Source organism: Vibrio sp. Vb1127 (assembly GCF_033338735.1).
Classification (GTDB): Bacteria; Pseudomonadota; Gammaproteobacteria; order Enterobacterales; family Vibrionaceae; genus Vibrio; species Vibrio alginolyticus.
The window spans coordinates 402,426-428,928 of sequence record NZ_JAWOTF010000002.1 but is presented as its reverse complement, the minus strand read 5'-3'; the positions used below and the strand labels follow the sequence as shown (position 1 = coordinate 428,928).

The 26,503-nt window shown below is 44.9% G+C and carries 20 protein-coding genes; 4 read left to right on the top strand and 16 right to left on the bottom strand.

What is annotated here, in order from left to right; all coding sequences use genetic code 11:
* The first annotated feature begins 26 nt into the window (after nucleotides 1-26).
* Nucleotides 27-1,058, top strand: a complete 1,032-nt coding sequence (locus R7H07_RS05795) for an extracellular solute-binding protein (protein WP_017634902.1) — start codon at nucleotides 27-29, stop codon at nucleotides 1,056-1,058.
* 249 nt (nucleotides 1,059-1,307) lie between these two features.
* The gene (locus R7H07_RS05790) at nucleotides 1,308-2,345 is read left to right on the top strand and encodes an extracellular solute-binding protein (RefSeq protein ID WP_025766646.1); all 1,038 of its coding nucleotides are present in this window, start codon (nucleotides 1,308-1,310) and stop codon (nucleotides 2,343-2,345) included.
* Between the two features lie 88 nt (nucleotides 2,346-2,433).
* On the opposite strand, the gene cobB is transcribed toward R7H07_RS05790, so the two are convergent.
* The gene (gene cobB / locus R7H07_RS05785; RefSeq protein WP_065274535.1) at nucleotides 2,434-3,165 is read right to left on the bottom strand and encodes a Sir2 family NAD+-dependent deacetylase; all 732 of its coding nucleotides are present in this window, start codon (nucleotides 3,163-3,165) and stop codon (nucleotides 2,434-2,436) included.
* A gap of 118 nt (nucleotides 3,166-3,283) precedes the next feature.
* On the opposite strand from cobB, the gene R7H07_RS05780 reads away from it, so the two are divergent.
* Nucleotides 3,284-3,457 (top strand): hypothetical protein, encoded by a 174-nt coding sequence (locus R7H07_RS05780; protein ID WP_005377524.1) that lies wholly within the window; start codon nucleotides 3,284-3,286, stop codon nucleotides 3,455-3,457.
* Between the two features lie 32 nt (nucleotides 3,458-3,489).
* On the opposite strand, the gene R7H07_RS05775 is transcribed toward R7H07_RS05780, so the two are convergent.
* The 12 genes from R7H07_RS05775 to R7H07_RS05720 all read right to left on the bottom strand — a co-directional run bounded on the left by R7H07_RS05775 (nucleotide 3,490) and on the right by R7H07_RS05720 (nucleotide 19,650).
* Complete coding sequence (locus R7H07_RS05775; RefSeq protein ID WP_053307100.1) at nucleotides 3,490-4,710, bottom strand: ammonium transporter; 1,221 nt, start codon at nucleotides 4,708-4,710, stop codon at nucleotides 3,490-3,492.
* 322 nt (nucleotides 4,711-5,032) lie between these two features.
* Entirely contained in the window at nucleotides 5,033-5,914 is an 882-nt protein-coding gene (locus R7H07_RS05770) for an immunity 49 family protein (protein ID WP_065274534.1), read from the bottom strand.
* Between the two features lie 16 nt (nucleotides 5,915-5,930).
* Entirely contained in the window at nucleotides 5,931-10,310 is a 4,380-nt protein-coding gene (locus R7H07_RS05765) for an RHS repeat-associated core domain-containing protein (protein WP_206959230.1), read from the bottom strand.
* Between the two features lie 423 nt (nucleotides 10,311-10,733).
* Nucleotides 10,734-11,150 carry a membrane protein gene (locus R7H07_RS05760; RefSeq protein ID WP_005377532.1) on the bottom strand — a complete coding sequence of 139 codons (417 nt, stop codon included), beginning with the start codon at nucleotides 11,148-11,150 and terminating at the stop codon, nucleotides 10,734-10,736.
* Entirely contained in the window at nucleotides 11,134-12,186 is a 1,053-nt protein-coding gene (locus tag R7H07_RS05755) for a formate dehydrogenase subunit gamma (RefSeq protein ID WP_065274532.1), read from the bottom strand. The genes R7H07_RS05760 and R7H07_RS05755 overlap by 17 nt, the downstream gene beginning before the upstream one ends.
* A 14-nt stretch (nucleotides 12,187-12,200) precedes the next feature.
* A complete protein-coding gene (fdh3B, locus tag R7H07_RS05750) occupies nucleotides 12,201-12,809 on the bottom strand; it encodes a formate dehydrogenase FDH3 subunit beta (protein WP_005377536.1) in 609 nt (202 codons plus the stop codon).
* An 11-nt stretch (nucleotides 12,810-12,820) separates the two neighbouring features.
* A complete protein-coding gene (locus R7H07_RS05745; protein ID WP_005377539.1) occupies nucleotides 12,821-15,676 on the bottom strand; it encodes a formate dehydrogenase subunit alpha in 2,856 nt (951 codons plus the stop codon).
* Nucleotides 15,677-15,686: 10 nt separating this feature from the next.
* On the bottom strand, nucleotides 15,687-15,887 hold the full coding sequence (locus tag R7H07_RS05740) for a twin-arginine translocation signal domain-containing protein (RefSeq protein ID WP_005377542.1): 201 nt from the start codon (nucleotides 15,885-15,887) through the stop codon (nucleotides 15,687-15,689).
* A gap of 73 nt (nucleotides 15,888-15,960) precedes the next feature.
* Entirely contained in the window at nucleotides 15,961-16,587 is a 627-nt protein-coding gene (locus R7H07_RS05735) for a molecular chaperone (protein WP_017820684.1), read from the bottom strand.
* Between the two features lie 9 nt (nucleotides 16,588-16,596).
* Nucleotides 16,597-18,258, bottom strand: coding sequence for a 4Fe-4S dicluster domain-containing protein (locus R7H07_RS05730; protein ID WP_206959228.1), 1,662 nt, complete (start codon nucleotides 18,256-18,258; stop codon nucleotides 16,597-16,599).
* A 308-nt stretch (nucleotides 18,259-18,566) separates the two neighbouring features.
* The gene (locus R7H07_RS05725; protein ID WP_206959226.1) at nucleotides 18,567-19,196 is read right to left on the bottom strand and encodes a DUF3306 domain-containing protein; all 630 of its coding nucleotides are present in this window, start codon (nucleotides 19,194-19,196) and stop codon (nucleotides 18,567-18,569) included.
* The gene (locus R7H07_RS05720) at nucleotides 19,186-19,650 is read right to left on the bottom strand and encodes a DUF3305 domain-containing protein (RefSeq protein WP_017634910.1); all 465 of its coding nucleotides are present in this window, start codon (nucleotides 19,648-19,650) and stop codon (nucleotides 19,186-19,188) included. Before R7H07_RS05720 ends, R7H07_RS05725 begins: the two co-directional genes overlap by 11 nt.
* Nucleotides 19,651-19,973: 323 nt before the next feature.
* Here R7H07_RS05720 and R7H07_RS05715 point away from each other — a divergent pair, with 323 nt between their 5' ends.
* Nucleotides 19,974-20,798 carry a formate dehydrogenase accessory sulfurtransferase FdhD gene (locus R7H07_RS05715; RefSeq protein WP_017820681.1) on the top strand — a complete coding sequence of 275 codons (825 nt, stop codon included), beginning with the start codon at nucleotides 19,974-19,976 and terminating at the stop codon, nucleotides 20,796-20,798.
* A gap of 240 nt (nucleotides 20,799-21,038) precedes the next feature.
* Here the strand turns inward: R7H07_RS05715 and R7H07_RS05710 are convergent, their stop codons facing one another.
* From R7H07_RS05710 to R7H07_RS05700, 3 genes are all read right to left on the bottom strand, one after another.
* Entirely contained in the window at nucleotides 21,039-22,631 is a 1,593-nt protein-coding gene (locus R7H07_RS05710; RefSeq protein WP_017634911.1) for an ABC-F family ATPase, read from the bottom strand.
* Nucleotides 22,632-22,847: 216 nt separating this feature from the next.
* Nucleotides 22,848-24,887 (bottom strand): cache domain-containing protein, encoded by a 2,040-nt coding sequence (locus R7H07_RS05705; RefSeq protein ID WP_017634912.1) that lies wholly within the window; start codon nucleotides 24,885-24,887, stop codon nucleotides 22,848-22,850.
* A complete protein-coding gene (locus tag R7H07_RS05700) occupies nucleotides 24,877-26,328 on the bottom strand; it encodes a sigma-54-dependent transcriptional regulator (protein WP_017820677.1) in 1,452 nt (483 codons plus the stop codon). The genes R7H07_RS05705 and R7H07_RS05700 overlap by 11 nt, the downstream gene beginning before the upstream one ends.
* Nucleotides 26,329-26,503 lie beyond the last annotated feature (175 nt).

Genomic DNA, 26,503 nt, shown 5'->3' with positions numbered 1-26,503 from the left:
CAACGTTTGGTTTGGAGCTAACGTCAATGAAAAAATGGGCTACTCTATTAGCTGGTAGTGCATGTGCGCTTTCTCTGTTCTCTGGTACAGCGACAGCGGATGATAAAGAACTAGTATTTATGAACTGGGGTCCTTACATCAACAGTAATATCCTAGAGCAATTTACTAAAGAAACTGGCATCAAAGTGATCTACTCGACTTACGAGTCGAACGAAACTTTGTATGCAAAGCTAAAAACCCATAACCAAGGTTATGACCTAGTAGTACCTTCAACGTACTTCGTGGCGAAGATGCGTGACGAAGGCATGCTACAAAAGATCGATAAGACTAAGCTGAAAAACTTCGGCAACCTAGATAAAAACTACCTAGACAAGCCTTACGATCCAAGTAACGACTACTCTATCCCACACGTTGTTGCGATTACAGGCCTAGCGGTTAACGCAGATATGTACGATCCAAACGACTTCCAAAGCTGGGCTGACCTATGGAAGCCTGAGCTTGAAGGTCAAGTAATGTTGATGGACGACACTCGTGAAGTGTTCCATATCGCTCTGCGTAAACTTGGCTACTCAGGTAACTCAAAAGACCCTAAGCAAATCGATGAAGCGTACGCTGAGCTACAAAAGTTGATGCCTAACGTTTTAGTTTTCAACTCTGACAACCCTGGCGCACCTTACATGTCTGGTGAAGTGGGCGTTGGTATGCTTTGGAACGGTAGCGCCGCAGCGGCACAAAGTGAAGGCCTGAACCTTAAACTCGTTTTTCCTAAAGAAGGCGGTATCGGCTGGGTTGATAACTTCGCTATCTCTTCCGGTGCGAAGAACGTAGAAGCCGCTCACAAGATGATTGACTTCCTACTGCGCCCAGAAATCGCAGAGCAAATCTCTCGTGATACTGGCTACCTAACGGCGGTGGAAGAATCGAATGCTAAGTTTAAAGACGTTGCCCCACTGTTCCCTTCTCAAGAAGACCTTGACCGCGTTGAATGGCAAGATGCGGTTGGTGATCTAACCGTTAAGTACGAAGATTATTTCCTCAAGCTGAAAGCGGGACAATAATCTAGCTTGTGTAACAAGTCATCAACCATAGGAAAATAGGCAGCAATACGCTGCCTATTTTTGTCTTAGGCTGATATAATCGCGCGTTGCTAGGTTTATTTGTCTTGGTATCATAGATTTATCGTCTCATAACAAGGAGACAACGATATTCAAGCTAAATGAACATATTTGTGCTTACTGCGATTTGGCTCAACTCGATAACTCCAGCTAGTATTGACTTGTCCAATCGCGAAACAAAACGGAAAACAAATGAAAAGTAAATTCTACGCAAGCGCTCTATGTGCAGCGACGCTCATCGCTACCCCTGCAATGGCTGCTGATCAAGAACTGTATTTCTACAACTGGTCGGAATACATTCCAAACGAAGTTCTTGAAGACTTTACAAAAGAAACCGGAATCAAAGTTATTTACTCTACATACGAATCTAACGAGAGTATGTACGCAAAACTAAAAACTCAAGGTTCTGGTTACGACTTGGTAGTACCGTCTACCTATTTCGTCTCTAAAATGCGTAAAGAAGGCATGCTACAACAGATCGACAAAGAGAAATTATCTCATTTTGCCGATCTTGATACTAACTTCCTAAACAAACCGTTCGATCCGAACAACAACTACTCTATCCCATACATTTGGGGTGCGACCGGTATTGGTATCAATGCTGACATGCTAGACAAATCATCGGTTACTAAGTGGGATGATTTTTGGGATAGTAAGTGGGAAGGTCAACTAATGCTGATGGATGATTCTCGCGAAGTATTCCACATTGCATTGACTAAGCTTGGTTACTCACCAAACACGACTAACCCAGAAGAAATCAAAGCCGCTTACGAAGAACTGAAAAAGCTAATGCCAAACGTATTAGTATTTAACTCAGACTTTCCTGCAAACCCTTACCTTGCGGGTGAAGTTTCACTAGGCATGCTTTGGAACGGTTCTGCATACATGGCTCGTCAAGAAGGTGCGAACATCGACATCATCTGGCCAGAAAAAGGCACTATCTTCTGGATGGACAGCCTAGCAATTCCAGCTGGTGCGAAGAACGTTGACGCAGCTCATAAGATGATCGATTTCCTACTACGTCCTGAGAACGCAGCTAAGATTGCACTAGAGATTGGTTATCCTACGCCAGTTAAAACGGCACACGATCTGCTACCGAAAGAATTTGCTAATGATCCAAGCATCTTCCCACCACAAGAAGTGATGGACAGCGGTACTTGGCAAGATGAAGTTGGCGAAGCGAGCGTAATGTACGATGAGTACTTCCAAAAGCTAAAAGTGAACAACTAATTCGTTAGTTTTAAAGATATGAAAAAGCGGCTCATGAGCCGCTTTTTTGTTCTTAATGACAAGACAAAAACTCTTCCTGTTGAAGTTATTACGCTCTTTCTTTTCCTTCTAGAGCCAGTATCTCGTCAACTAATTTTGGAACCTCAACGCTTGCTTTTCCGTAGCGTTTTTCCTCAAATTCACTTTCTACCGCACTAGGTTCTAGGTTAATTTCAATGGTATGTGCGCCGTGCATTTTTGCATCATGAACAAAACCTGCTGCGGGATACACAACGCCAGAAGTCCCAATAGAAATAAACAAATCTGCTTCTTCTAATGACGCGTAGATATCACCCATTCGCAGTGGCATTTCACCAAACCAAACAATATGTGGTCGCATTTGTGAAGGGATCTGACAACAGTGACAAAGTTCGCCTGTCTTAATGTCCTCATTGTGCTCTACTACTTGGTTAGATTCACTACAGCGCGCCTTGAGCAACTCACCATGCATGTGAATCACATTCTGACTGCCGCCTCTTTCGTGAAGGTTGTCTATATTTTGAGTGATGACCGTCACTTTACCTTCTAACTCAGCCTCTAAACGACCTAATGCTTCATGCGCTGCATTAGGCTTTATCGCATTATCTTGAAGTTTCTTGCGGCGTTGGTTGTAAAAGTCTTGAACAAGGTCCGGATCGTGAGCAAACCCTTCAGGCGTTGCTACATCTTCGATACGGTGATTCTCCCATAGGCCATCTTGCGCACGAAATGTTTGAATACCAGATTCGGCCGAGATACCTGCACCAGTAAGTACTACAATATTTCTATAAGGGAAATTCATAACTCATCCTTGCTGTTTTTTCATTAGCTTAACACTGAAAGAATAGCAACAGTAGTAATATGGATTAGACCATAGTCGTAATGGTCACTATTAGAATTACAATTTAAGAGGAACAGCAATGAGACAAGTATCTCTAACGTTTACATTGCTTCTGACTTTGGCAGGCTGTCAACTTACCAATGTTGAAGGCGAAGTCGATGATGTAAAGGTAAGAGTCAGCACCAATGATGATGACCATCGAGGTAATGGTAATTTCTGTCCTCCGGGCCAAGCCAAGAAAGACAATTGCTAAAAGAGCGGCTTTATGCCGCTCCCATATTGGCCTCAATCCTCGTTGGTCGAAGATATTTTATGAATGGCTAGGTCAGCGCCATTGAATTCGTCTTCTTCTGAAAGCCTCAGTCCCATACTGGTATTAATCGCACCGTAGACTACAAGTGCACCAAGCGCTGCGATGGAAAGGCCCAAAAGCGTTCCTAGAAGCTGAACGATAATGCTCACGCCACCTAGCCCACCCAATGCGCTTTGACCAAAAATCCCAGCGGCAATACCACCCCAAGCGCCACATACACCGTGTAAAGGCCAGACACCCAGCACATCATCAATCTTGGTTTTGTTTTGTAGGTGGGTAAAAAGATAAACAAATAGCACGCCAGCAATCGCACCTGTCACTAAAGCACCGATAGGATGCATTAAGTCTGAGCCCGCACATACAGCAACCAAGCCAGCCAGTGGGCCGTTATGAATAAAGCCAGGGTCATTCTTACCAGCCAACAATGACGCGACAATGCCTCCGACCATTGCCATCAATGAGTTCATAGCCACCAAGCCACTTATGCCTGACACAGTTTGAGCTGACATGACGTTGAAGCCAAACCACCCCACACATAAGATCCAAGCTCCCAAGGCCAAAAATGGAATATTCGAAGGTGCAAAGTTGGTGTGCTTTCCTGCTCGAACTCTGCCTTTTCTCATGCCCAAAAACACGACGGCAACAAGCGCTATCCAGCCGCCAACACCATGCACAACGACTGAACCTGCAAAATCGTGGAAGCCATAACCAAAGGTATTTTCAAACCAAGCTTGAACACCAAAGTTTCCGTTCCAGATCATTCCCTCAAATAACGGGTATACGATGCCGACAGTGAAAAATGTTGCGATTAGAATCGGATAAAAACGAGCTCGTTCTGCAATACCACCAGAAACAATAGCAGGAATCGCTGCAGCGAAAGTCAGCAAGAAAAAGAACTTCACCAACTCGTAACCATTGCCTTGAGATAACGTCTCTGCATCGGCAAAGAAGGTGCCGCCATAAGCGACCCAGTATCCAATGAAAAAATACGCAATGGCGGAAATACCGAAATCGGCCAAGATTTTAACTAAAGCATTAACTTGGTTCTTTTGGCGCACGGTTCCTACTTCAAGAAAAGCAAAACCAGCATGCATCAAAAAAACCATGATTGCGCCAAGTAGTAAGAAAAGTGTGTCGGAACTTTGCGTGAGAGTTTGTACAGCGCCGTGTACCTGATTGGCAGTTACACTCATTATGATTGTCTCCGTTGATCTGTAGCGCACTTATCCTGTGCATCAAAGTTAGGCTCATCACCAATTTGGTGAACTTAATTTATAGAGCGTCTAACAGAGCAATTCTCATTCCACAATTTACATTTCTAACACTTACACTTTAATTTATTGTTTTGTATGAACTTTAATAAAACTACGCATTCTTGAAATGGTGCTTAACACGCTAATAAGTGCACCAATATGGTTTTAGTGCACCAACATAATGCGCACCATATAGCTCAACAAAACGTAAAAGCCACCTCATGAGAGGTGGCTTATATACTGAATTGCTAACTAAAGGGGTTTATCGAGTGATCTTCCCTGCTTTTACATCTTCTAACCAACGTCCTTCGACAAGATAGGGAGGAAGCCAACCAGTTTCAACAGATAGACGGTTGCCTTTGTCGTACCACATGCAAGCCATGCCAAGCAGAGGGAAGTTGATAAAAGTTCTGATGCCTATCCTATCTGGTCCTAATTCTCTAAGATGATATTTCTCTTGGAACTGTAGGTTTTTAACGAGCGCTTCCTCAAAATCATAACCAATATTAGTAGTGAGCGCTGCGAAGGTTTCTAGGATCCCCATCGCAATTTCCAACGCCCAGTTATCTCCTTGAGCTACCGCCGCGTCCATTGCTGAAACCAGCTTATCAGGATAATCTGATGTGCGATTGTGGAACGACTGAATGACGTCTACTAGCATATAAGACAGCTCACCCGCTTTGGTAGAGCTCTGTCTCATCAAAGAAATAGGAAAGTTTGCCAATACGTCCATGCTAGCTTTGTCACGAACGATGACAGAGGTAAAATACGCATCTAGCCACATTGAGGGGCAAATGAAACCTGTTTTTAAAATACCTTCGCCTTTCCAAGTTATTTCAGGATGATCAGGTACCTTAACCGTCAAAGAGCTTTCAGGTTTTTGAGCCAGTCGATGATAGCTAGCTTGCATTATCGAGGCTTCAAATAGACGCAGCGTTCCTATTCGGTCATTTAGTTCAGACACTGGAAATAAAGTATATAACCTAACTTGCTCCCAAACCCCGTCTGTTAGATATATCAAGTTTTCTCGCTTTATTGTGATACGATGTTTTCTTTTCTCTAAGTTTTTTTCTATTTGTTTTGTATAGTAATTAAGTTCCTCAGTATTCAACTCGTAGGCTGCTTTTCTATTTATCTTTTTCATACTAACTTTACTTCCCTTAACCTAATTCTTCGAGGCTAATATCAAACTCTTTTACATTCACTTTAGATACGCCATCTGAAGCATCAATTTCTGCTTGGGTATGTAAATACCTGACTGGAATATCATCTTGCACTGCTGATGTAATTTCGTCTGCAGCAGCTCTTTCTGTTGTACCAGCTTTTTGTTCAGACATTAATTTAACGATTTCCGCCGCATATTTGCTTGTCCCTTGTTGATATGCTTCATTGCCAATTTTACGGCTACCGAGCGAACTGCTGCCACCTTTAGCCTCAACAATTATAATTTCGCCTGGTGGTGGCTCTTCCACCTTGTAAACCATATCAAAGTCGCCCGGCTTCGAAATTGAGGTTCCAATATCTTTGGGATGAAGCAGCTTAGCATTAGGACGTTTACTCCGGACAAAGTCATCCGCGGCCAACTCACCTATTTTTGCAGACTGTTGGTTAATATTACCAATTTGAGCGTTATATCCCTCTTCGCCAGATCGAGCGTCCATTGCCTCTTGACGCTCTTTCAAGCATTCATCAATTTTTGCTTTGTTTCTTTCTGTTAGCTCATAATCACTCATATTGAGTTCTGAGTTTTCTTTATACTCTGCTTTATTCAGCACAAGATCTTCAGTGAAGATCGTGCAACCTTCCTCTCCACCAACTTTCTCTGAGTCAAAAACATGCGCATTTACAAACTCCTCAATCCCAACAACATACTGCACTTCGTGTCTGGTGCCATCTGAATGATTGATATGACGATAAAAAGTAATCTCGTTTCTCTCGCAATCAATATGGTCTAAATCGTATTCATATCGAATATGATTTTTACCTTTGGGTTTTCGGATTTTGACTTGCGATCGAACGCCATCTTCTCCGACGGATGACTCTTTTGCTGCTTCTAAAATCTGATCGCAAACCTCTTGGGGAACATCGCTTTGCGCCTGATACTCTGCCAACATTTGACCCAAGCGTTTTAGCCCTTCTTCACAAAGGAAACCTGTTGGATCAATCCACTGGATAGGGTTGACTGCATATTGGTAATGATTAATACCACCAGCAATAGATATCGGATCTTGTTGGATAAAACGTCCTAGTTTAGGATCGTAATACCGAGCGAGGTTGTAATGTAAGTTGGTTTCTTGATCGAAGTACTGTCCTTGAAAACGCAGTGGATTTGCTACATTTTCAATATGTACATGAGCAAAGCCGTTAGCATCGTAGCTGGCACTCCATACAACATTCCCTTCGCAATCGATCAGTCGCTCTGGTTTACCAACTTGATCGCACTGGTACCAATAAGTAACGTCATTTTCTAGCAGTGCCACTGGCGTGTAAGTTTCGGGTTGATATAGGTACCAACGGAAAGCACCTGAAGAGCGTTCACCAATTAAACGTTCACCTTCCCACAGGAACTCCGTAACGCCTTTTTGTGTAATTTTTTTCGTTCTGCGCCCTAATGCATCATATTCATATTGACTGATACCATCGTCGGTGTGAACTTCAATGAGCTGATTTAACGCATCAAATACGCGAGTCTGAACGTGTCCTTGCCCCTCACGTTTTGTCTGGTTTCCTTGCGCGTCATATTTGAACCTGACACCATCGTGTACTTCAATACGATCAGCGAATACCTCTGAAGTTGGCAAAGTAGGATTGCCAAAACTATCGTATTCAAATTTAGTCACATCTCCGGAAGCATTGACTCGTTTAAGTTGCCCTAAGGCATCGTACTGATAGTGTGTTGCTCCTGCCGTATTATCAATGATTGATGAAATACGGTTTTGCGCATTGTAAACGTACTTTTTCTCTCTATCTGGCCAATGCTGTTCAACCAAACGACCAACACCATCATAAATGATGCGCTCATTAAAATATGCCGTTTCAATTTGGGAAACTCGTCCCATTTCATCGTAATGAAATTTGATTTGAGGTAAATCTAGGTTTCCAAACCGAATCGCTGAAAAACGCCCATATCGATCATAAGAGAAGTTCAGCTCCGTATTATCTGGCAGTACCTGAGATACGCGTTGGCCAACTCTGTTAAACTCCTGCGTTATCTCAAACTGGCCTTGAATGCGCTTTGTTAAATGCCCGAATGAAGAGTATTGGTATTGCAATGTGTGATGGCGATTGGATGCGAAAGTAAGTCGCCCACCAAGCGTATAATTGAAGTGGTTCTCTACAATACTGCTACCATTTCCTGCTTTGACGTGCTTGAGATAACCCGCAGCGTCATAGCGATACAGCACCGTCCTATCGGCGACTTGCTTACGATGGATTCGCCCCATATGATCATAATCAAATTGGCTTTGTAGATTATCAAACCCGACAGTTCCTGACAGCTGGCCTTCATCGTCATACAGGAATTCGAACTCTAAGCCGTCACTCCGAACTAATTTAGTCAGGTTACGTTGTTGATCGTATTCGTAAGAAATATGGCTGCCATCGGGAAAGATGACTGCTTCTTGTTGCGCGAGTGCTCCCCATTGATACGAGGTAATGCCTGCTGGCGTTCGAATCTGAGCAACACGGCTGTGCTCATCGTAAGAATATTCTTCGCTATAACCGACTTTGTCTTCGTCGTTAAAATAACGAACTGATGTACGCCTGCCAAATTGATCATAAGCGAGTTGAGCAATACACCCATCGGGATAAGCAACGCCATTCACTAAATCTTCTTCATTGTAGCTATAACGAAGTAATGTACCGTCTATTTCATTCGCGATAAGTCTTTGTTGTTCATCCCACCACCACTGACTTTTCTTACCATCTTCAGACTCTTTTTTGACGACTTGACCGTGTTTATCGTAATCATATTCCGTGACACAGCCGAACTGATCGGTATCCCAAACTCTTTGACCGAGGCTATTGTAGTAAGCCTTCTCGATATCCCCGTCAGGTGAAACCGTTTTAACTAACTTACCTAAGCCGTCATAACCATATTGAATTTCTTTGCCAGAGGAATGAAACTTAGAAACTAATTGACCATGCTGATTATATTGATAATTGACCGTTGACTGATCAGGATAGATAGCTTGCGCTTTTCGCCCTAATTCATCATATTGCCATCGCCAAGTTCTACCTGTGGGGCTTATTTTCTCGAGTAAGTTACCCTGCTCGTCATGCAAGAAAGACCATTGATGATCTAACGAGTCAGAATAAGAAGAGTGATTTCCTTGATAATGGAAGCGATAGTCATAAATTCCTGCGTCCCCAACGTTTCTGATGCATTTCGCTTTTGCACCTTCGCCATCCCATTCAAAATAATGAGTAAAGCCAGTTGGTCGTACACGTTTAACAATTAAATGCCCGCGGTATTGATACTGTTCCTTTAAGCCTAAATGATTAGTTGCACTGACCAAATCATCGTGCTCATCATAGGTATAAGTTGTCAGAACTTTTTGGGACTTTGCATTTAGCAGTTCTACAAGGCGTCCTTGCTTATCATATTGACATTCAAGAACCGGACGCTTGTTGTATGCAATCTCGATCAATCGATGGTTTCGAGAATACTGCAGTTGAAACGTTGAAAACGTGCCATTTCTGACTTGTTTAACAACCCAACGATCATCTTTCTGTTCAAATCGATATTGATGCCCACTAGCGAGCGTCACGATCCGAGTTGCTGAATTTAGGAAATAACAGCTCGCACCAGCGTATATCTGGTAACTTGTTGCTCCAATATCTACTGGCTCAAATTCTGTGATATCGGCCTTATCGTCAACAAACTCCCAAGCGATAACATTGTCTTTCTCGTCCGTCTTTTCGCGTAATTCAAACTGAAATGCATGTCGCCAACCAAAGCCCATTCCATGATTTACATCCGACTGCGAAGAGCGGTAAGTACGCTGCCAAGTAGTACCTTGTTGTAGCTCGATATCATAGAGTTCGAGAATTTCTTCACCCGTCACAAGTGATACAGGATCACCGGCTTTCTCATGTTTTTCGCTGCTTTGTTGCTGAGGCTTGGCGGATGCGGCACTTCTGCCACTCTTTTTATTCGACTTCCCCTTTCCCTTCGATGGTTTTGCATTGACGGTATTTTGAGTCGGTGGAGGCGTAACCGCTGACGAGAGTGCGTAGTTTTCGCCGGTAGGTACAATTCGAGCGACATGCAAATCACCGTTCACCAAAGCATTGGCAAACGTTGAATTATAGTGTTGGGAAGTAAGCTCACCGTCAGGTATGTTTGGCTTGAATTGACCAATCGTATAGAACAAGTCCTCGACAGAGCGAAGGTCAAGCTCACCAAAGCTCTCAAGAAACTCTATTGCCTCTTGTTTGGTCACGAATGTTTTAGGTTCGCCGCTAGTAAGTAACTGACCAGAGAAGTGATAACTTTCGCCAAAGCGATTCGTGATAGGAATGACGAATTGAGGGATCATAGCCGTAACGTGTTTGTCCTTTTCTTACCTTGCCGCATCATTTAATGCTCGTTTCGCTCTTTTTATTTGTGAGAGCAAGATGCCTTAATCAAACATCCTCCGATAGAGATTCCTCTGTATGCGTAGACTGAATGTATTGATGGCAATTTTCACGTATGCAACTCTTTGAGTTTCTGAGCGCAGCGTACTTTAACGGGACGATGAATCCTGAGTAAATGAACAATAGCGTGAGTGAGACTAATGTCTCATCGTGACGCGATTTTTTTACATGTTTCTTACTTAACTATGATTTTCTGCCCAGTTACGTAAATTCACTCAATAAGTTGCATCAAGTATCACCACTGCGACTCAACGCTTCATATTTGAGACAAAACAGCAACAAAAAAACCGCCTATTACGGCGGTTTTGCTTAAAGAATACTGATTAAAGGTTTGGACCTGTCGATGGTCTGTGTGGTTGGTTATTGAGCAGTTGCTGCATCCCTTGAAACATTCGCATAAACCACACCAAGATGGCTAATGCAGCAAACACCATCCCTACCCAAGGAATAAAGTAAGCGATGGTTTCAAGCAAAGTACTATGCAACCAATAATCACTCACGCCAACGAGTACACCGTTAGAAGTCGCGACGGTGACGATCAACACAACAAAAAACGTCAGGTAGAGAAAGAAGGTGCGAATTAAACCGTAGTAATGAGAAATCACTACGTCGCTGTCTTCTCCCTTATCTAATCGGTAACCCGCATAGATAATTGCGATAACGCCTGAGATCAGAAACGTAAACGGGGTCAGACAGCTCAGGATGTACGCAACCCAAATCCCGTTATGAGGTTTGTTCATTCGCTTTCGCTCCTTTTACTTCCGTTTGTGCCGTATCTGTTTCACCCATCGCTTCTTTGGACTTCACTTCCTCATACCAAAGATCGTGATGCTCTTTCGCCCATGTTTCATCAACTTCACCTGTCACCATGCCTTCTAGCGCACCTTCCATTCCGAATAGACCAATATAGATGTGGAAGATAAAGCCACAGATTAGAATCAGCGCCGAAATCGCATGAACTAAGTTAGAAAGCTCCATGTCACGGCGAGTTTGGCCAAAGATAGGAAAGTCCAGAACTAAGCCACTCACTGCCGCGATAGCACCAAAGAAGATTAACAACCAATAGATTGCCTTCTCACCACCGTTTGAGAAACCAGCTGACGGATGTGTGCCTTTGTGTTTACCAACCATACCGCCCATTTTCATGAACCAACGAACATCAGTCATGTTTGGAATCGACTTGCGCCACCATTTAAAGAGCACGAGCATCAGCAAAATGAAGAACAATGGTCCCATGTAATTGTGGTACTGCTTCGCCAACATGACGATAAAGCCCCAGAACTCAGTAGGAACGTACGGTTTTAAGAAGTGCTTACCGTAAACCAGCATCAAACCACTGAATGCCAACGTTAAGAATGTAAACGCCATACTCCAGTGAAGCGCGCGGTCTAAACGAGACCAACGCTTCATCTTTTTACCAGTACGCGGCTTGCTAAGCATCAAAGGACCAACGAATACGTAAGCCATGATAACCATCGCGATACTGCCGAAAATCGCGACAGCACCAGCAGGAGACATCCATTTCTCTTTTAGAATGTACCAAGTCTCACCAGGTTTACTGATCAATACGCCATGTTCTGGCGATTGGGACGTGGTGTAGCCTTCTTGCCCCTCTCTGACTTCGCGCCAATAGTCTGCCCCGGCGAGTTGCGTGATCTCCTGTTGAATAACTTTAGAAGATTGTTCCTCTCCTGAAGCAGGCATTGCGAAAGTCAGCAGCAATGCCGTCATCATTGACAGCATTGCTAAAGATGCACGTTTAAGCGTGTTTAACATGTGCCTCTCCTTACTTAGCTTTTCGTCGCATCGTAAGAAAGATCGTTTCCGTCTGTCCAACCTGCGTTTTTCGCGCCGCGTTCTACCACACGTTGACGGAAAATGTCAGAGACTTTCTCTGCGTCACCCGCAAGCAGCGCTTTGGTTGAACAAAGCGATGCACACATCGGTAACTTGCCTTCTGCGATACGGTTCGCACCGTATTTTTGACGTTCTTCCTCAGAGCCAGGCTCTGTTTCTGGGCCGCCCGCGCAGAAAGTACATTTATCCATTTTGCCACGTTCACCAAACGCTTCTTGTTTAGGAAATTGAGGTGCGCCAAACGGACAAGCAAACAAACAGTAACCACAACCGATACACAGATCTTTATTGTGAAGAACGATGCCGTCTTCGGTATGTTCGAAACAGTCTGCTGGACAAACTGCCATACAAGGTGCATCGGTACAGTGCATACAAGCAACAGAGATAGAGTTTTCACCAGCTTCACCGTCGTTTAGTGTTACCACGCGACGACGTTGAATGCCCCATTCAAGCGCATCGTCGTTTTCGTTCTTACATGCAGTAACACAGCCGTTACACTCGATACAGCGCTTGGTGTCACATAGAAATTTCATTCGTGCCATTGTCAGACTCCTTACGCTTTACGAATGTTACATAGAGTTACTTTGGTTTCCTGCATCAAGGTAACCGGGTCGTAACCGTAAGTGGTTGCCGTGTTAGCCGATTCGCCAACAACGTAAGGCTGTGTACCTTCTGGGTATTTAGGACGTAGGTCTTCACCTTCGAACTTACCGCCAAAGTGGAACGGAATGAACGCCAAACCAGGTTTCACACGACGTGTTACCATCGCTTTCACCTTGATTCGTCCCTTCTCTGCACCTTCAACCCAAACATCATCACCATCTCTGAAGCCAAGATCGTTCGCGTCTTTCGGGTTCACTTCAACAAACATTTCTTGTTGAAGCTCGGCAAGCCAAGGGTTTGAACGCGTCTCTTCACCACCACCTTCGTATTCAACCAGACGGCCAGAAGTCAGAACGATTGGGTACTCGCCCGATTTGTCTTGTTCTTGAATGGATTTATACAACGTAGGTACACGGAAGATGGCATCTTTGTCTTCCCAAGTCGGGTAATCCGTTACAAGGTCACGACGTGGTGTGTAAAGTGGTTCACGATGCAGTGGCACACGGTCTGGGAACGTCCAAACAATCGCACGCGCTTTCGCGTTACCAAATGGAATACAACCGTGCTTTATCGCGACACGCTGAATACCGCCAGAAAGGTCAGTCTTCCAGTTTTTACCCTCTGCTGCCACTTTCTCTTCAGCAGTTAGATCGTCCCACCAACCAAGTTGTTTCAATAACTTGTCAGTGAACTCTGGGTAACCGTCTTTGATCTCACAGCCTTTCGAGTAACTGTCTTCAGCAAGTAGGCTCTTGCCTTCAAATTCCACACCAAAGCGCGTACGGAAGTTACCGCCACCTTCTGCAACCGTCTTAGACGTATCGTACAGAATGTGCGTGCCTGGGTGTTTCATTTCTGGTGTACCCCAACATGGCCAAGGTAGACCGTAGGTTTCACCGTTGACAGGGCCACCTTCCGCTTCCAATGTGGTTTTGTGGAACGTATGCCAGTTTTGTTGGTGCGCTTTCAAACGCTCTGGGCTTTGGCCTGTGTAACCAATCGTCCACATGCCTTTGTTGAATTCACGCGTTAGGTCTTCAATCACCGGCTGGTTGTTTTCAACACGGATGTTTTTGAACAGAAGATCGGAATAGCCCAGTTTCTTCGAAAGCAGGTACATGATTTCGTGGTCTGGTTTTGATTCAAACAAAGGTTCAATCACCTGATCACGCCATTGTAGAGAGCGGTTAGATGCGGTAACGCTGCCGTGTGTTTCAAACTGTGTTGTTGCAGGAAGCAGGTAAACGCCGTCGGTACGGTCGTTCATTACCGCAGCAACCGTTGGGTATGGGTCCACAATCACCATCATGTCCAACTTCTGCATCGCTTTTTTCATCTCAACACCACGTGTTTGAGAGTTCACTGCGTGTCCCCAGTAGAACATTGCACGGATGTTTTCGCGTTGACGAATGTTGTCTTTGTTTTCCAGTACACCATCAACCCAACGAGATACAGGAATACCTGCACTGTGCATTGGTTTCTGACCGCTATAAGCGTTGTCATCGAAACGACCTTTGATCCATTCGTAATCGATTTCCCACACTTTTGACCAATGACGCCAAGCGCCTTCAGAAAGGCCGTAGTAGCCCGGTAGCGTGTCAGAGAGCACGCCAAGGTCGGTTGCGCCTTGTACGTTATCGTGACCACGGAAGATGTTTGCACCGCCGCCTGATTTACCAATGTTTCCAAGCGCTAGCTCAAGCACACAGTAAGCACGTGTGTTGTTGTTACCAGTAGTATGCTGAGTACCACCCATACACCAAACAATACAGCCCGGGCGATTTTCAGAAAGCAGTTTTGCTGTTTGGTAAACGTCTTCTTCGCTTACGCCTGTTACGCGCTCAACTTCTGCTGGCGTCCATTTCGCCACTTCAGCACGGATCTCATCCATACCGAATACACGTTGACGGATGAACTCTTTATCTTCCCATTGGTTTTCGAAGATGTGCCACAACACACCCCAAATGAATGCTACGTCAGAACCAGGACGAAGTGAGACATAGTGATCCGATTTTGCTGCCGTACGTGTACGACGAGGATCCGCTACGACGATCTTACAGTTGTTCTTCTCTTTTGCGATCAGAATGTGCTGCATCGCTACTGGGTGTGCTTCAGCTGGGTTTGAACCAATGAATAGCATCGACTTACAGTTGTGCATGTCATTGAAAGAGTTGGTCATCGCACCGTAACCCCAAGTATTCGCTACACCCGCCACGGTTGTTGAGTGACAAATACGCGCTTGGTGGTCAACGTTGTTCGTACCCCAAAGTGATGCCATTTTTCGGAACAAATACGCTTGTTCGTTGCTGTGCTTTGCGCTTCCCAAGAAGTAAACCGAATCAGGGCCGGACTCTTTACGGATGTCCATCACCTTGTTACCGATTTCTTCGATCGCTTGATCCCAAGAAAGCTTTTTCCACTTACCGTTTTCAAGCTTCATTGGGTATTTAAGACGGCGCTCACCGTGGCCATGTTCACGCAGTGCTGCACCTTTTGCACAGTGACCACCGGCGTTAAATGGGTGGTCGAATGCAGGCTCTTGACCCGTCCAAACACCATTTTGAACTTCTGCGTAAATACCACAACCCACTGAACAGTGAGAACAGATAGTACGTTTTACTTCTGTTTTCGCTTCTGGATCGACTGATTTTGCTTGCGCTTTTTTCATCATTCCCGGTGCGAATAGACTAGCACCAACCACTGCGCCACCAGCGGCAAGCGAAGTGTTTTTCATGAATGCACGACGAGATACGCCAAGCTGGTTCGTTTCTTTGCTCACACTGTCGGAGCGTTTGACAAGTTTCATCCGTTATCTCCTAAAGTGTGTCGTAGTAATCGCGAATGTGTTGAGTTTCACGATACCCTTTCTTCTTCACGTCGTTTTCAGAAGGCTCAACCGTTTCTGAAGCAACGGCCACTTTCGTGGTTCCCGCAACAACAGCACCGGCAACGGCAGCGGTTGTGAAGCCTTTTAGGAGATCCCTACGGCTTGTGTTTATTTCTTTATTATCTTTCATCATTGCTTCCTTACCTTACGGTAGATCTTTGGAGACTCATGCCTCTCTATCGATATGACCAAGTACTGCTCGATTACTCGTAATCAGTGACGTTTTTCACATCAATTTTTAATTTGTTCTTACTGCTTTTGGTGTTCACGCTAAAGCGGACTTGCTCTAACGTTAAAAATGCATCGCAAAGCTGTGCAGCTGGCTTGTAGAAGTTCACGCTTTCGGCGCTCTCTAGTTGGCGCGTAAAAGATTGGAACCAAGGAGCAATGTGTTTGTTAAACACCGCTTGTTGAAGTTCTTCCTCTTCACCTGTCAGCATTGCCATCACTTCGCACAGTGCAGAAATATGGTCTTCAGGCTCTTTCACGTTCTCTTCTCGTTCGATGCCTAAAAGATCCAAATCGCGACGAATTTCCGCTAACGGTTTTTCCATCATCGAGCCAGTGCGATGCCAAGATCCGAATGGCACAACTTCACCACGTCCAATGCCAATAAACAGATCTTGATATTCTTCTTCTAACGCTTCTCGCTGCGCTTCGTTCGCGGCTTGTTGCAGTGCGAGCCAAGCTTTTTGCATCGCGCTCTCAGACGGTTCAATTTCTAGCGATTTCAGGAACGCCAGCATTTCATCACTAGGCGCACTACGAAAAAGTGCAGATAGAACGAGATAAATGTCTGTTCTCAGTGTTTGTTCTTGTTGTGTGTCCACTGCGAGCTCCTAGTATTTTAATTGTTTCATTGGGTCTTCTGCCATCGACTCAAACATGTCGATCACACGGCAGTCTTCACACATCGCGATACGATTGATCGCCGCTTCATCAGAGAAATGAGAGTGACCGCGTAACTTATTTTGTAGCATGTCGATCATCGATTGCGGAGCAAAGGGCTTGTGACAACGAATGCACTCGGCTGCCTTTTCTTCATGAATCACAACCGCTTTCTGGCGTTCTTCTTTCACCCAGTTCATACGAGGAGTAAGCGTCAGCACTTTCTCTGGACACGCTTTCTCGCACAGCCCACATTGAATGCAGTCTTGCTCGACGAATTTAAGCGACGGAGATCGACCGTCCGTATGCAATGCACGTGTTGGACACACCGCCACACAGCTCATACACAACGTACAACCTTTACTTTCACAAGAGACTGTGCCGTAAGGTGCGTTCGCTGGAAGTTCAACAATGTTCTCAACTGGAATACGTGATGCGGACAACGCATCCAACGCCGTAAATAGACGCTGACGTTTGTTGCCTTGCAAGTCTCCTAATGCCAAATCAAAAGACTCGGTACAAAGTGTCGGAGCACCTTCACGTAGTGACTCTAGATACAGAATGTCGATGGTTTCTTTGGCGATACCAAGCTGACCGAGCAGCTCTTGAGCAATACCTACTTCGCTATTAAGCACACGAATAATGGTTTGAGGCATAAAACGTGAAGCCGCAAACAGCACCTGAGTAGCACCATTCACAAGCGCGGCGAACCAAGTATCAATACCAACCGAAGGCAGTTCTTCCACCACAATTGGAATCACATTATCTGGCAGTGCTTTTAGTGCCATCACGTTGTAGCTCTCGTGGCGAGAACTGCAAATCAATACGATAGGATCTAAACCACCCGCTTGCTCATAGTTGGCGAGCGTACGTTCAATAAACTTTTGCGTATCTTCAGGGTTTGGCAGTGCGTAATGAATCGCTTCTGTCGGACACGCTGTAGCACAAGTACCCACGCCTTGACATAGGTATGGGTTGATCGCGATGCGATGGCCCGTTTTGTCGCTGCCTTCACTCGATAGTGCCCCTGCCGGACAAGCATCCACACACCGTTCGCAACCTTTTACGCCACGAGAGCTGTGTGCACATAAATCGGTATCTAAACGGAAAAATTTCGGTTTATCGAACGTCCCCATTAAGGTTGGAATCTCTTCCAACGCTTCAGCCAGTTTCGGATAGCCACGACCTACTGGGTAGTAGCCCGGTACTGGGACTTCTTCCGACATGCAGCTGTTAAGGCAAAGATCGAGTACGATATCGAAACAATCGCTATTGATCGCGACCTTGGCAAGATTGTTGGTCGAACCATGATTTTCAATCAGAACTTCAAACGTACCTAAGAACCCTGAAACCTGAACCGAATTGGCGTAATAAAGCTCGGGATTTGTGCCCTTTTCGCCATCGGTAGAAAGCAGCGTTAGGCTGTTCATTTGCGACAATTGCGCTGCCGCACTTTCGATGATTGCTGTTGGGCCCACAATCAAAGTATTACCGCCGCTTTCATAGCTTACGGTTGGTGGAATAAGATTGGTCAACTCTACGGTATTTTCGAAAGCGTACAGCCTCGCTTTACCGTTATTGGAAGTTGCTTGTTCTAATAATTGTTTCAGCATTGCTCAATTCCATTTATGAACATGGATAGTCTTTTCCATCTCTTAGTGTAGTTAGCGCCGGAGATTCTGCTGATTAACTTATCAATGAGCATTCTTATTCCGCCATCTATAGGCGATGAATACTACGCAGTGCGTCCGTACTAACTTCAACCAGATTGGTATTGAGCAACAGATAGCAAGCGTCATGCCAATAAAATATCAACTAAAAATCAATAGGTTATCAATTTTACTGGCAAATAGTAGGGATAAAAAAACCGGTTGAGACATTTTGTCTCAGCCGGCTCATTGAGTGTTTAGTCAAAATGTACCTATTCTTTGTGTGGTATATTTTGTCTCACCTCGTTAGGCTGTGATTCTTCAGCAAAAGTATCACCTTCGCCAGGAACTGTATTTATATACAGTTTATTTTCATCTTGAGTAATTTGGCCACTTTTGTCGGTGTTTGACTCTGCGTCTTCAACTACCCCAGATGCGATATCGTTAACGTTAAGCTCAGACCCTTGCGCAGTTTCAGCGTCTGGTTCGTCTTCCACTTTGTCTTTAACCCAATCACGCAGCGTCTCAGCGACGTCTTGAGAAAGTGACTTTAAGTTACTGTAATCATCATCGTAATCGTCTAGGCCGTCACGCACGTTAAATTCTTCGGACAAGAACATTTTGCGCAGCGCAGCTTTCTTGACGCTTTCTGAGGCTTCAGAAATCAGCAGTTGCGCCACAGACATTTCTTCGGTTTTTTCAGTCTCTACACTCGCGGTAATGTCTGGAGCCTGACTATCCTCATTGACGTTCAAAGCATCTGAGCTTTCGTCAGCGTTTGAAAGCGCTGTGACACTATCTTCGGATTGCGCCGTCTCTGCTATCGGCGTGATCTCTTCATCATGTTGGGAAGATTCTTCTAACTTACGTTTCGACCAACGGCTTAAAAAACTAGTTGCCATTTGCTCTGCCCGCTCCTTTGCGTTTCTTACGTCTTACTTCTAACAACTCACCGTGGCGACCGATAAAGGCTTCCATCCAAGCCTGAACGGCTAACGGCATATCGTTAGATAGTACAAGGTTATCACCATCCATATATTGCGCCGCAACAGATTGTGAAGCCGTCAGTAACTGTATCGCTGGTTTTTCACCAGACTCGACGTTATCCATCACTAAAAAGAGTTTAGGTTGCAGAGAGCTTAAGTTAAAGCGGTAGTCTGTACGTTCATCTTTATGTAATTGCAACGGACAAACATCTGGAGTCTCTTCCGTCGGATTCAGCGCAAACCCTGTCAACTGCCATTGGGTTGTCACCCAAATCCCTGTACTGATCTCATGCTCAACAAGCTCTACGCCGATTGGCCATGTATCCTCAGTCTTTTCGTAATTTTTTTCGAAATCTTTCTTATCCGACATAACTCACCCAGTCTTTCTATTTTTGGTCTGAAAACACACAGGACATTTTGCCCCCGTTTTCGACCATTTTTATTGTCTTCGAAGCAATAAACGCGCCAAGCTGATATAACTTAGTCTATATACTCCCTCAGGCTATAAGTACCAAACTAGACGAAACTCAAATGTATTGATGTGTCATTACTGCGAACTCGCAGTTTTAATGCATTGTTGACATAAAACCTCGCAATTTCTGTGGGAACCGCTATTTTGGAATGAGATTTGCTAACCACTTAACAAGCTAAAATGCGTAGCAACCTAACGCTCTTAATCACTAGGACACGACTGTGCTGAAACCAAACATTATTAAAACCAGTGAAAATCCCCTGCAAACCATTGAAGTCGATGTGTACGACGAGTACGGCGAAAAACTGACAAAGCAAATCGCGTGCGAGCGTCCTCTTACGGTCATGCTGAACTGGAAAGAAGTGGTCACGCTCATGACGCTAGGTTCGCGTCCAGAAGCACTAGTACTGGGTTATTTAAAAAACCAAAGCTTCCTGTCCGACCCAGCCGCGATTGAATCCGTTATTATTGACTGGGAAACGCATTCCGCAGCGGTGATTACTAAAGAAAACACTGAACACTTAGAAGGCGCCCTGAAAAAGAAAACCGTCACCTCAGGTTGTGGCCAAGGCACTATGTATGGCAACGTGATGAAGCAGCTTGAAAATTATCAAGTGCCTCAAGTTCCTCTTAAGCAGTCAGAAATTTATTCTGCGCTGGAAGCGTTAACTCATTACAACGACACCTACAAAAAAGCGGGCGCAGTACACGGCTGTGCGGTTTGCAAAGGTAATGAAGTGTTGTCATTTGTGGAAGATGTCGGCCGTCACAACGCAGTGGATACACTTGCAGGTGAGATGTGGCTCAAAGAAGAAACAGGTGAAGATAAAATTTTCTACACAACTGGTCGCCTTACATCAGAGATGGTGATTAAAGTGGCTCAAATGGGCATTCCTGTTCTGCTTTCTCGCTCTGGCGTTACTCAAATGGGGTTAGATCTAGCGAAGCAATTTGGTATTACAACCATTGCGCGTGCGAAAGGTTTGCGCTTCCAAGTGTTTACAGGAGCCGACAAGGTTGAATTTGATGTAAAAGGCAACCAATAACACCTTTTCAGTGTAAACTAAAACCAATAATGCGGATTCACAGAGGATGTGGACTATGAATAATGACCAATTGTGGAATTTTCTGCTTACGCCCAGCGGTATCATGCTTTCTATGATTATTACCTTTGGCGTGGTCGGGCTCTATGCGTATATAACCGGTCAGTTTAAGGATTAAGGCCAAATATCAAAAAAGCCTCGCTAAATAGCGAGGCTTTTGCTTTTTAAACGCTTTGCGAGTAATTACGCGTCAACACCACGAGATTTTAGGAACTCAGAGTAAGTGCCTTTAAAGTCTGTGATTTTACCATCGCGGATTTCGATAATACGCGTTGCTAGTGAGTCTACGAATACACGGTCGTGAGATACGAAGAACAACGTGCCTTTGTATTGCTCAAGCGCAGTGTTCAAAGATTCGATCGATTCCATATCCATGTGGTTGGTTGGTTCGTCCATTAGCAACATGTTTGGCTTGTGCATCATCAGCTTGCCAAGCAGCATACGACCTTGCTCACCACCAGACAGTACTTTTACTGACTTCTTAATGTCGTCTTGGCCAAACAGCATACGACCTAGGAAACCACGAACGACTTGCTCGTCATCACCTTCTTGACGCCATTGACCCATCCAATCCGTTAGGTTCATGTCTTCTGCAAAGTCATGCGCGTGGTCTTGCGCGTAGTAACCGATGTTTGAGTTTTCAGACCATTTGTACTCACCCGCACGCGGTTCAAGCACACCAGCAAGCGTGTTTAGAAGTGTTGTTTTACCCACACCGTTCTCACCGATGATCGCAACGCGCTCACCCACTTCAAAAATTGCATTGAAGTCTGAGAACAAGTCCTCTTCGAATCCTTGGCTTAGGTTTTCAACAATCAGAGCGTTACGGAACAGCTCTTTCGACTGTTCGAAACGAATGAATGGGTTTTGACGGCTAGACGCTTTAACTTCATCCAGTTTGATCTTGTCGATTTGCTTAGCACGAGATGTCGCTTGTTTTGCTTTCGATGCGTTTGCAGAGAAACGAGCAACGAACGTTTGTAGCTCAGCGATTTGTGCTTTCTTCTTCGCGTTGTCGTTTAGTAGACGTTCGCGAGCTTGAGAAGCCGCCGTCATGTACTCGTCGTAGTTACCTGGGTAAACGCGTAGCTCACCGTAGTCCAAGTCAGCCATGTGTGTACATACTGAGTTTAGGAAGTGACGGTCGTGCGAAATGATGATCATTGTGCAGTTACGCGCGTTTAGCGTGTCTTCCAACCAACGGATTGTGTCCATGTCCAAGTTGTTGGTAGGTTCGTCAAGAAGCATCACATCTGGGTCTGCGAATAGAACCTGCGCTAGAAGCACACGAAGTTTCCAGCCTGGTGCTACTTCACTCATTAGACCGAAATGTTGCTCCATTGGGATACCTACAGCAAGAAGAAGCTCGCCCGCTTTGGCTTCTGCCATGTAGCCGTCCATTTCAGCAAACTGAACTTCTAAGTCAGCCACTTTCATGCCGTCTTCTTCGCTCATCTCAGCAAGTGAGTAGATGCGGTCACGCTCTTTCTTCACTTCCCATAGCTCTTTATGGCCCATGATGACGGTATCGATTACCGTAAATTCTTCGTAAGCGAACTGGTCCTGGTTCAGTTTTGCAACGCGCTCGTTTGGATCGTAGCTTACGTTACCGCTGGTTTGCTCAAGCTCGCCGCTGAGGATCTTCATAAAGGTTGATTTACCACAACCGTTAGCTCCAATTAAGCCGTAGCGATTGCCTTCGCCGAACTTAACTGAAATGTTTTCGAATAGCGGCTTAGCGCCGAATTGTTGAGTAATATTCGCTGTGGAGATCAAAACCTTTACCTTAGCAATTGGGGTGTATTTAGAAAAACCGGGCAACGGTACTTGTTCATGCTACATACTGCAAGTGTTGTTTTTATTAATTCACTCCAAGTGAAATCATTGTAAGGTTTCTAAGAAGCAAAAGCGTAAACATAAATGCTTCATCAAATACAAAAAAGAGCCACTATCGTCAGTGGCTCTTTTTCCATTAATACTTCAAAAAAGTGACTAAGCGATGTTCGTCACCTCTAGGATCAGTTCGGCTTTTTTAGGTAAATAAATACTGAATTTACTGCCTTTTCCCCATTCAGACTCTGCTTTTAACTCACCACCCGTTTGGCTGAGAATACTTTGGGAGACCGATAGCCCTAACCCTGTGCCTTCTCGTTTAGTTGTGTAAAATGGCGAGAAGATTCGACTCAAGTTTTCTGGTTTAATACCGCAGCCCTCATCGATAACATGAATCGCGGCTCCTTTCACTTCGCCCTCTTCAATCCAGTCTTCACTGACTACTGTTAAAGTTCCTTTACCGCTCATTGCGTGAATGGCGTTCATTTGCAAATTAACTAAGATTTGTAGCAAGTGGTGACGGTTTATCTCAACGGACGTATGCGCTTGTAGGTCAGTCACAAACTCAACGTCGCGTTTCTTGGTGCCAGTTTTAACCAAGGTGATGCTTTCATCAATGATAGGATTGACATGTTGCCAAGTGATTTCATCTTGAACACCGCCTTGGCGACTGTATTGCAATAAACTGCGCGTGATATTGCGGATACGATCAATTTGCGCGTGAATCGCATCAATCTCCTCTTGTACTCGACTTGCATCGTCACCCAATTCAAAATGGATCAATTCTACGTTGCCAAGAATCACGGCGGTTGGGTTATTAATTTCGTGAGCAATCCCCGCGGTGAGTTCTCCCAATGCTGCCAGTTTTTCATGAACAACGAGTTTGTCGCGGGTTTGGTTGAGCAATTGAATATGCAGTTCAAGATCTTGGGTTTTTTCTCTCAGGCTTGCCGTACGCTCTTGAACTTTGCATTCAAGTTGAGCTGCGGAGTTTTTCAGTTCAATTTTGCGCTCTTCTAGCGCGTCTAACATATCATCAAACTGTCTGGCTAACTGCGCAAGTTCATGATCGGCATCTAATCCTAACGGGCCAATCCGTTTTTCTTTACCTTGTTGGACCTGCTTCACCACTTTATGAATGCGTTCGATCGGTCGAAACAGATCATAAGAACCGCGATATACCATCACGCCGGAAACCAGCAATAACATAACCGTAATCAAGCTGATTTCGGCAATGTTCGTCATGTAGGCTTTAACGAATGGCCACATGAGGTAACCGGTATAAAGCATACCAATAACATTGTCGTATTGGTCTTTGATTGGTTGATACGCCGTAATATACCAAGCGTCATACACATAAGCGCGATCAACCCACTGTTCACCCTTAGAAAGTACTTGGTTATACACTTCTGCGCTCACGCGAGTGCCTATAGCGCGCCCTAGTCTATGATCGCTGTCTAGAGGAACGTTGGTACTCACACGCAAATCATCGAGAAATACCGTCAACGTACCCACAGGGCGAAGGCGGTCGTTATCACTTAAGTAAATGAGATCGCGGATTTGATCCACCAGCACTGTGCTGTTGTTAAGGAGCAAACCACCATCAAGAAAGCCGATCAAATCGTTCGCTTGGCTGTATACCGGAATCACGGTCCGACTGACTAACCCACGCACCTCCCTGTCACCATCAGCAAGAATAGGCACTTCTGCTCGTTTGGCGAGTTCAGGATCGAGGCGTTCGAGTTCTTCTTTATTGAGTACATCAAAAAACGATTCGCGCTTGGTGAGATCCATAAAGCGGAATTTGTTTTCCATGGAATTAACGCGTTGGAAAGAGAGAAAATCTAAAGCATATCTTTTCTTCTGCTCTGTGACCCACTTTTGCAGGTCACCTTGTGGCGTTCCTTGATTAATGCGAATACGGAAATCGTACGAATCGGCAAACGCCCGCACGTAATTGGCTTGCTTTTGCTGTAACAACGTTACGCTGTTATTTGCAACACCAAGACGCTCCGAGACATCAAGCAGCGCATTTTGCCACGTGTAATGAATAGACCAATAAATGGTAATGCCGATCAGAGCTAACAACGTGAGGAAAATCGGCGCAGAGGTTAAGAATAACAAACGATAACGCACCATGGTTTTAAAACGGTGCGTCCATTTTGACAATCCTTTGTGCTGTGGGCCGTTAGTCGGCATATTCCTCATCCTCAGAATCCCATTCTTTGTACTTACGTTCTAAGGTCTTGCGAGCTACGCCCAAGTCACGAGCAGCAGCAGACTTATTGCCTTCATGCAAGTTAACGACTTGTTTAATATGTGCTTTCTCGACTTCTTTTAACGTCCAGCTGTTTGGATAGCCTTCGCCAGTAAATTCTTTGCCTTCTCTAAAGGTTGGTAACTCAGCAGAGTGAGAAACAGTAATCGATACATTAGGCAGTGAATGCCCGCCATTCAGCTCTCGCCAATAGTGTGCAGGTGGTTTGCCAAGCAAGATACAACGCTCAATCAAGTTTTTCAGCTCACGAATGTTTCCCGGCCAATCGTACTCACTCATGGCTTCCATATCCTCGTGAGCCCATTTGGGCGCAGGCATACCGAGCTCGCGCGTCAGCATATTGCTGAAAAATGGCACCAACTCAAATAAGTCGGTTTTGCGCTCTCGCAGCGGACACACTTCAATTTTCAGAACGTTTAAACGGTAATAGAGGTCACTGCGGAAATTACCTTGATTGACCTCTTCTTGCAGGTTTCGGTTGGTTGCCGCTACGATACGGACATCAATACTGATCTCTCTTTCTGAACCGACAGGGCGAATCGTACGCTGCTCTAACACACGTAATAATGATGCCTGCATTGCAAGTGGCATCTCCCCGATTTCGTCAAGAAATAAGGTGCCACCGTTCGCAACACGGAACAAACCTTCACGCGATTTTTTTGCACCGGTAAACGCGCCCGATGTATGACCAAACAACTCACTTTCTAAAAGCTCTGGTGCAATCGCGCCGCAGTTGATTGGCACAAACGGGCCCGTTCTCCCACTCGCCTGGTGGATACCTCGTGCAACTAGTTCTTTACCCGTACCCGACTCACCTTCCACCAAAACAGAAGCGCGTGATGGTGCAAATTGGTTAATAAGTTGCTTAAGCAGACGCGTTTTTTCTGAGCCGCCGATGATCTCTGAGGTATTGTGACGTTGGTAATCGCGTGTCATGGCGTACTGCATGCGTTCGTTCAAACGGCGATCCATACAGCGACTGACCGCTTTTAACATCTGCTCAAGGTTGAATGGTTTGAGGATAAAGTCGGAAGCACCGAGCTGTAGCGCTCGAATGGCAATTTCTAAATCCGCATAACCCGTCATAAAAATCACATCGGCACGTTTGTCATCATCTTCAAACGCTTCTTCCCACTCAATTCCAGAACGCCCTGGCAGATTAATATCCAGTAAGATCAGATCATAATGTCGAGAATTACGCAGTTGTTCTGCTTCTTCGATGCTACCAGCTGTATCGACATGTGAAAAAAGCTTACCCAATGCCTTTTTCAAGATGGCTTGCATGCCTAATTCATCATCGACGACCAGTACGGAAAAGGCGCTATATTGTTGGTTTGTACTAAGATGGGATTGAGTAGACATATTTACCCCAGATGGATTTCGATGGGACAGAGTGTACCAAGTTTAAACAGAGATACCCTACAAAAAGTGCGACATTTTGTACCAACGCAAACTTTTATGCAAATAACCCCATGATTTAGTGCATAAACCAAGCACTTTAAGCTTGTAAAAGGTTGGCATCTTGTTTGCTATAAGG

Coding starts and splice junctions, on each gene's coding strand:
- R7H07_RS05795 (WP_017634902.1), top strand. CDS start 27: ATGAAAAAATGGGCTACTCTATTAGCTGGTAGTGCATGTGCGCTTTCT.
- R7H07_RS05790 (WP_025766646.1), top strand. CDS start 1,308: ATGAAAAGTAAATTCTACGCAAGCGCTCTATGTGCAGCGACGCTCATC.
- cobB (WP_065274535.1), bottom strand. CDS start 3,165: ATGAATTTCCCTTATAGAAATATTGTAGTACTTACTGGTGCAGGTATC.
- R7H07_RS05780 (WP_005377524.1), top strand. CDS start 3,284: ATGAGACAAGTATCTCTAACGTTTACATTGCTTCTGACTTTGGCAGGC.
- R7H07_RS05775 (WP_053307100.1), bottom strand. CDS start 4,710: ATGAGTGTAACTGCCAATCAGGTACACGGCGCTGTACAAACTCTCACG.
- R7H07_RS05770 (WP_065274534.1), bottom strand. CDS start 5,914: ATGAAAAAGATAAATAGAAAAGCAGCCTACGAGTTGAATACTGAGGAA.
- R7H07_RS05765 (WP_206959230.1), bottom strand. CDS start 10,310: ATGATCCCTCAATTCGTCATTCCTATCACGAATCGCTTTGGCGAAAGT.
- R7H07_RS05760 (WP_005377532.1), bottom strand. CDS start 11,150: ATGAACAAACCTCATAACGGGATTTGGGTTGCGTACATCCTGAGCTGT.
- R7H07_RS05755 (WP_065274532.1), bottom strand. CDS start 12,186: ATGTTAAACACGCTTAAACGTGCATCTTTAGCAATGCTGTCAATGATG.
- fdh3B (WP_005377536.1), bottom strand. CDS start 12,809: ATGGCACGAATGAAATTTCTATGTGACACCAAGCGCTGTATCGAGTGT.
- R7H07_RS05745 (WP_005377539.1), bottom strand. CDS start 15,676: ATGAAACTTGTCAAACGCTCCGACAGTGTGAGCAAAGAAACGAACCAG.
- R7H07_RS05740 (WP_005377542.1), bottom strand. CDS start 15,887: ATGAAAGATAATAAAGAAATAAACACAAGCCGTAGGGATCTCCTAAAA.
- R7H07_RS05730 (WP_206959228.1), bottom strand. CDS start 18,258: ATGCTGAAACAATTATTAGAACAAGCAACTTCCAATAACGGTAAAGCG.
- R7H07_RS05725 (WP_206959226.1), bottom strand. CDS start 19,196: ATGGCAACTAGTTTTTTAAGCCGTTGGTCGAAACGTAAGTTAGAAGAA.
- R7H07_RS05720 (WP_017634910.1), bottom strand. CDS start 19,650: ATGTCGGATAAGAAAGATTTCGAAAAAAATTACGAAAAGACTGAGGAT.
- R7H07_RS05705 (WP_017634912.1), bottom strand. CDS start 24,887: ATGCCGACTAACGGCCCACAGCACAAAGGATTGTCAAAATGGACGCAC.
- R7H07_RS05700 (WP_017820677.1), bottom strand. CDS start 26,328: ATGTCTACTCAATCCCATCTTAGTACAAACCAACAATATAGCGCCTTT.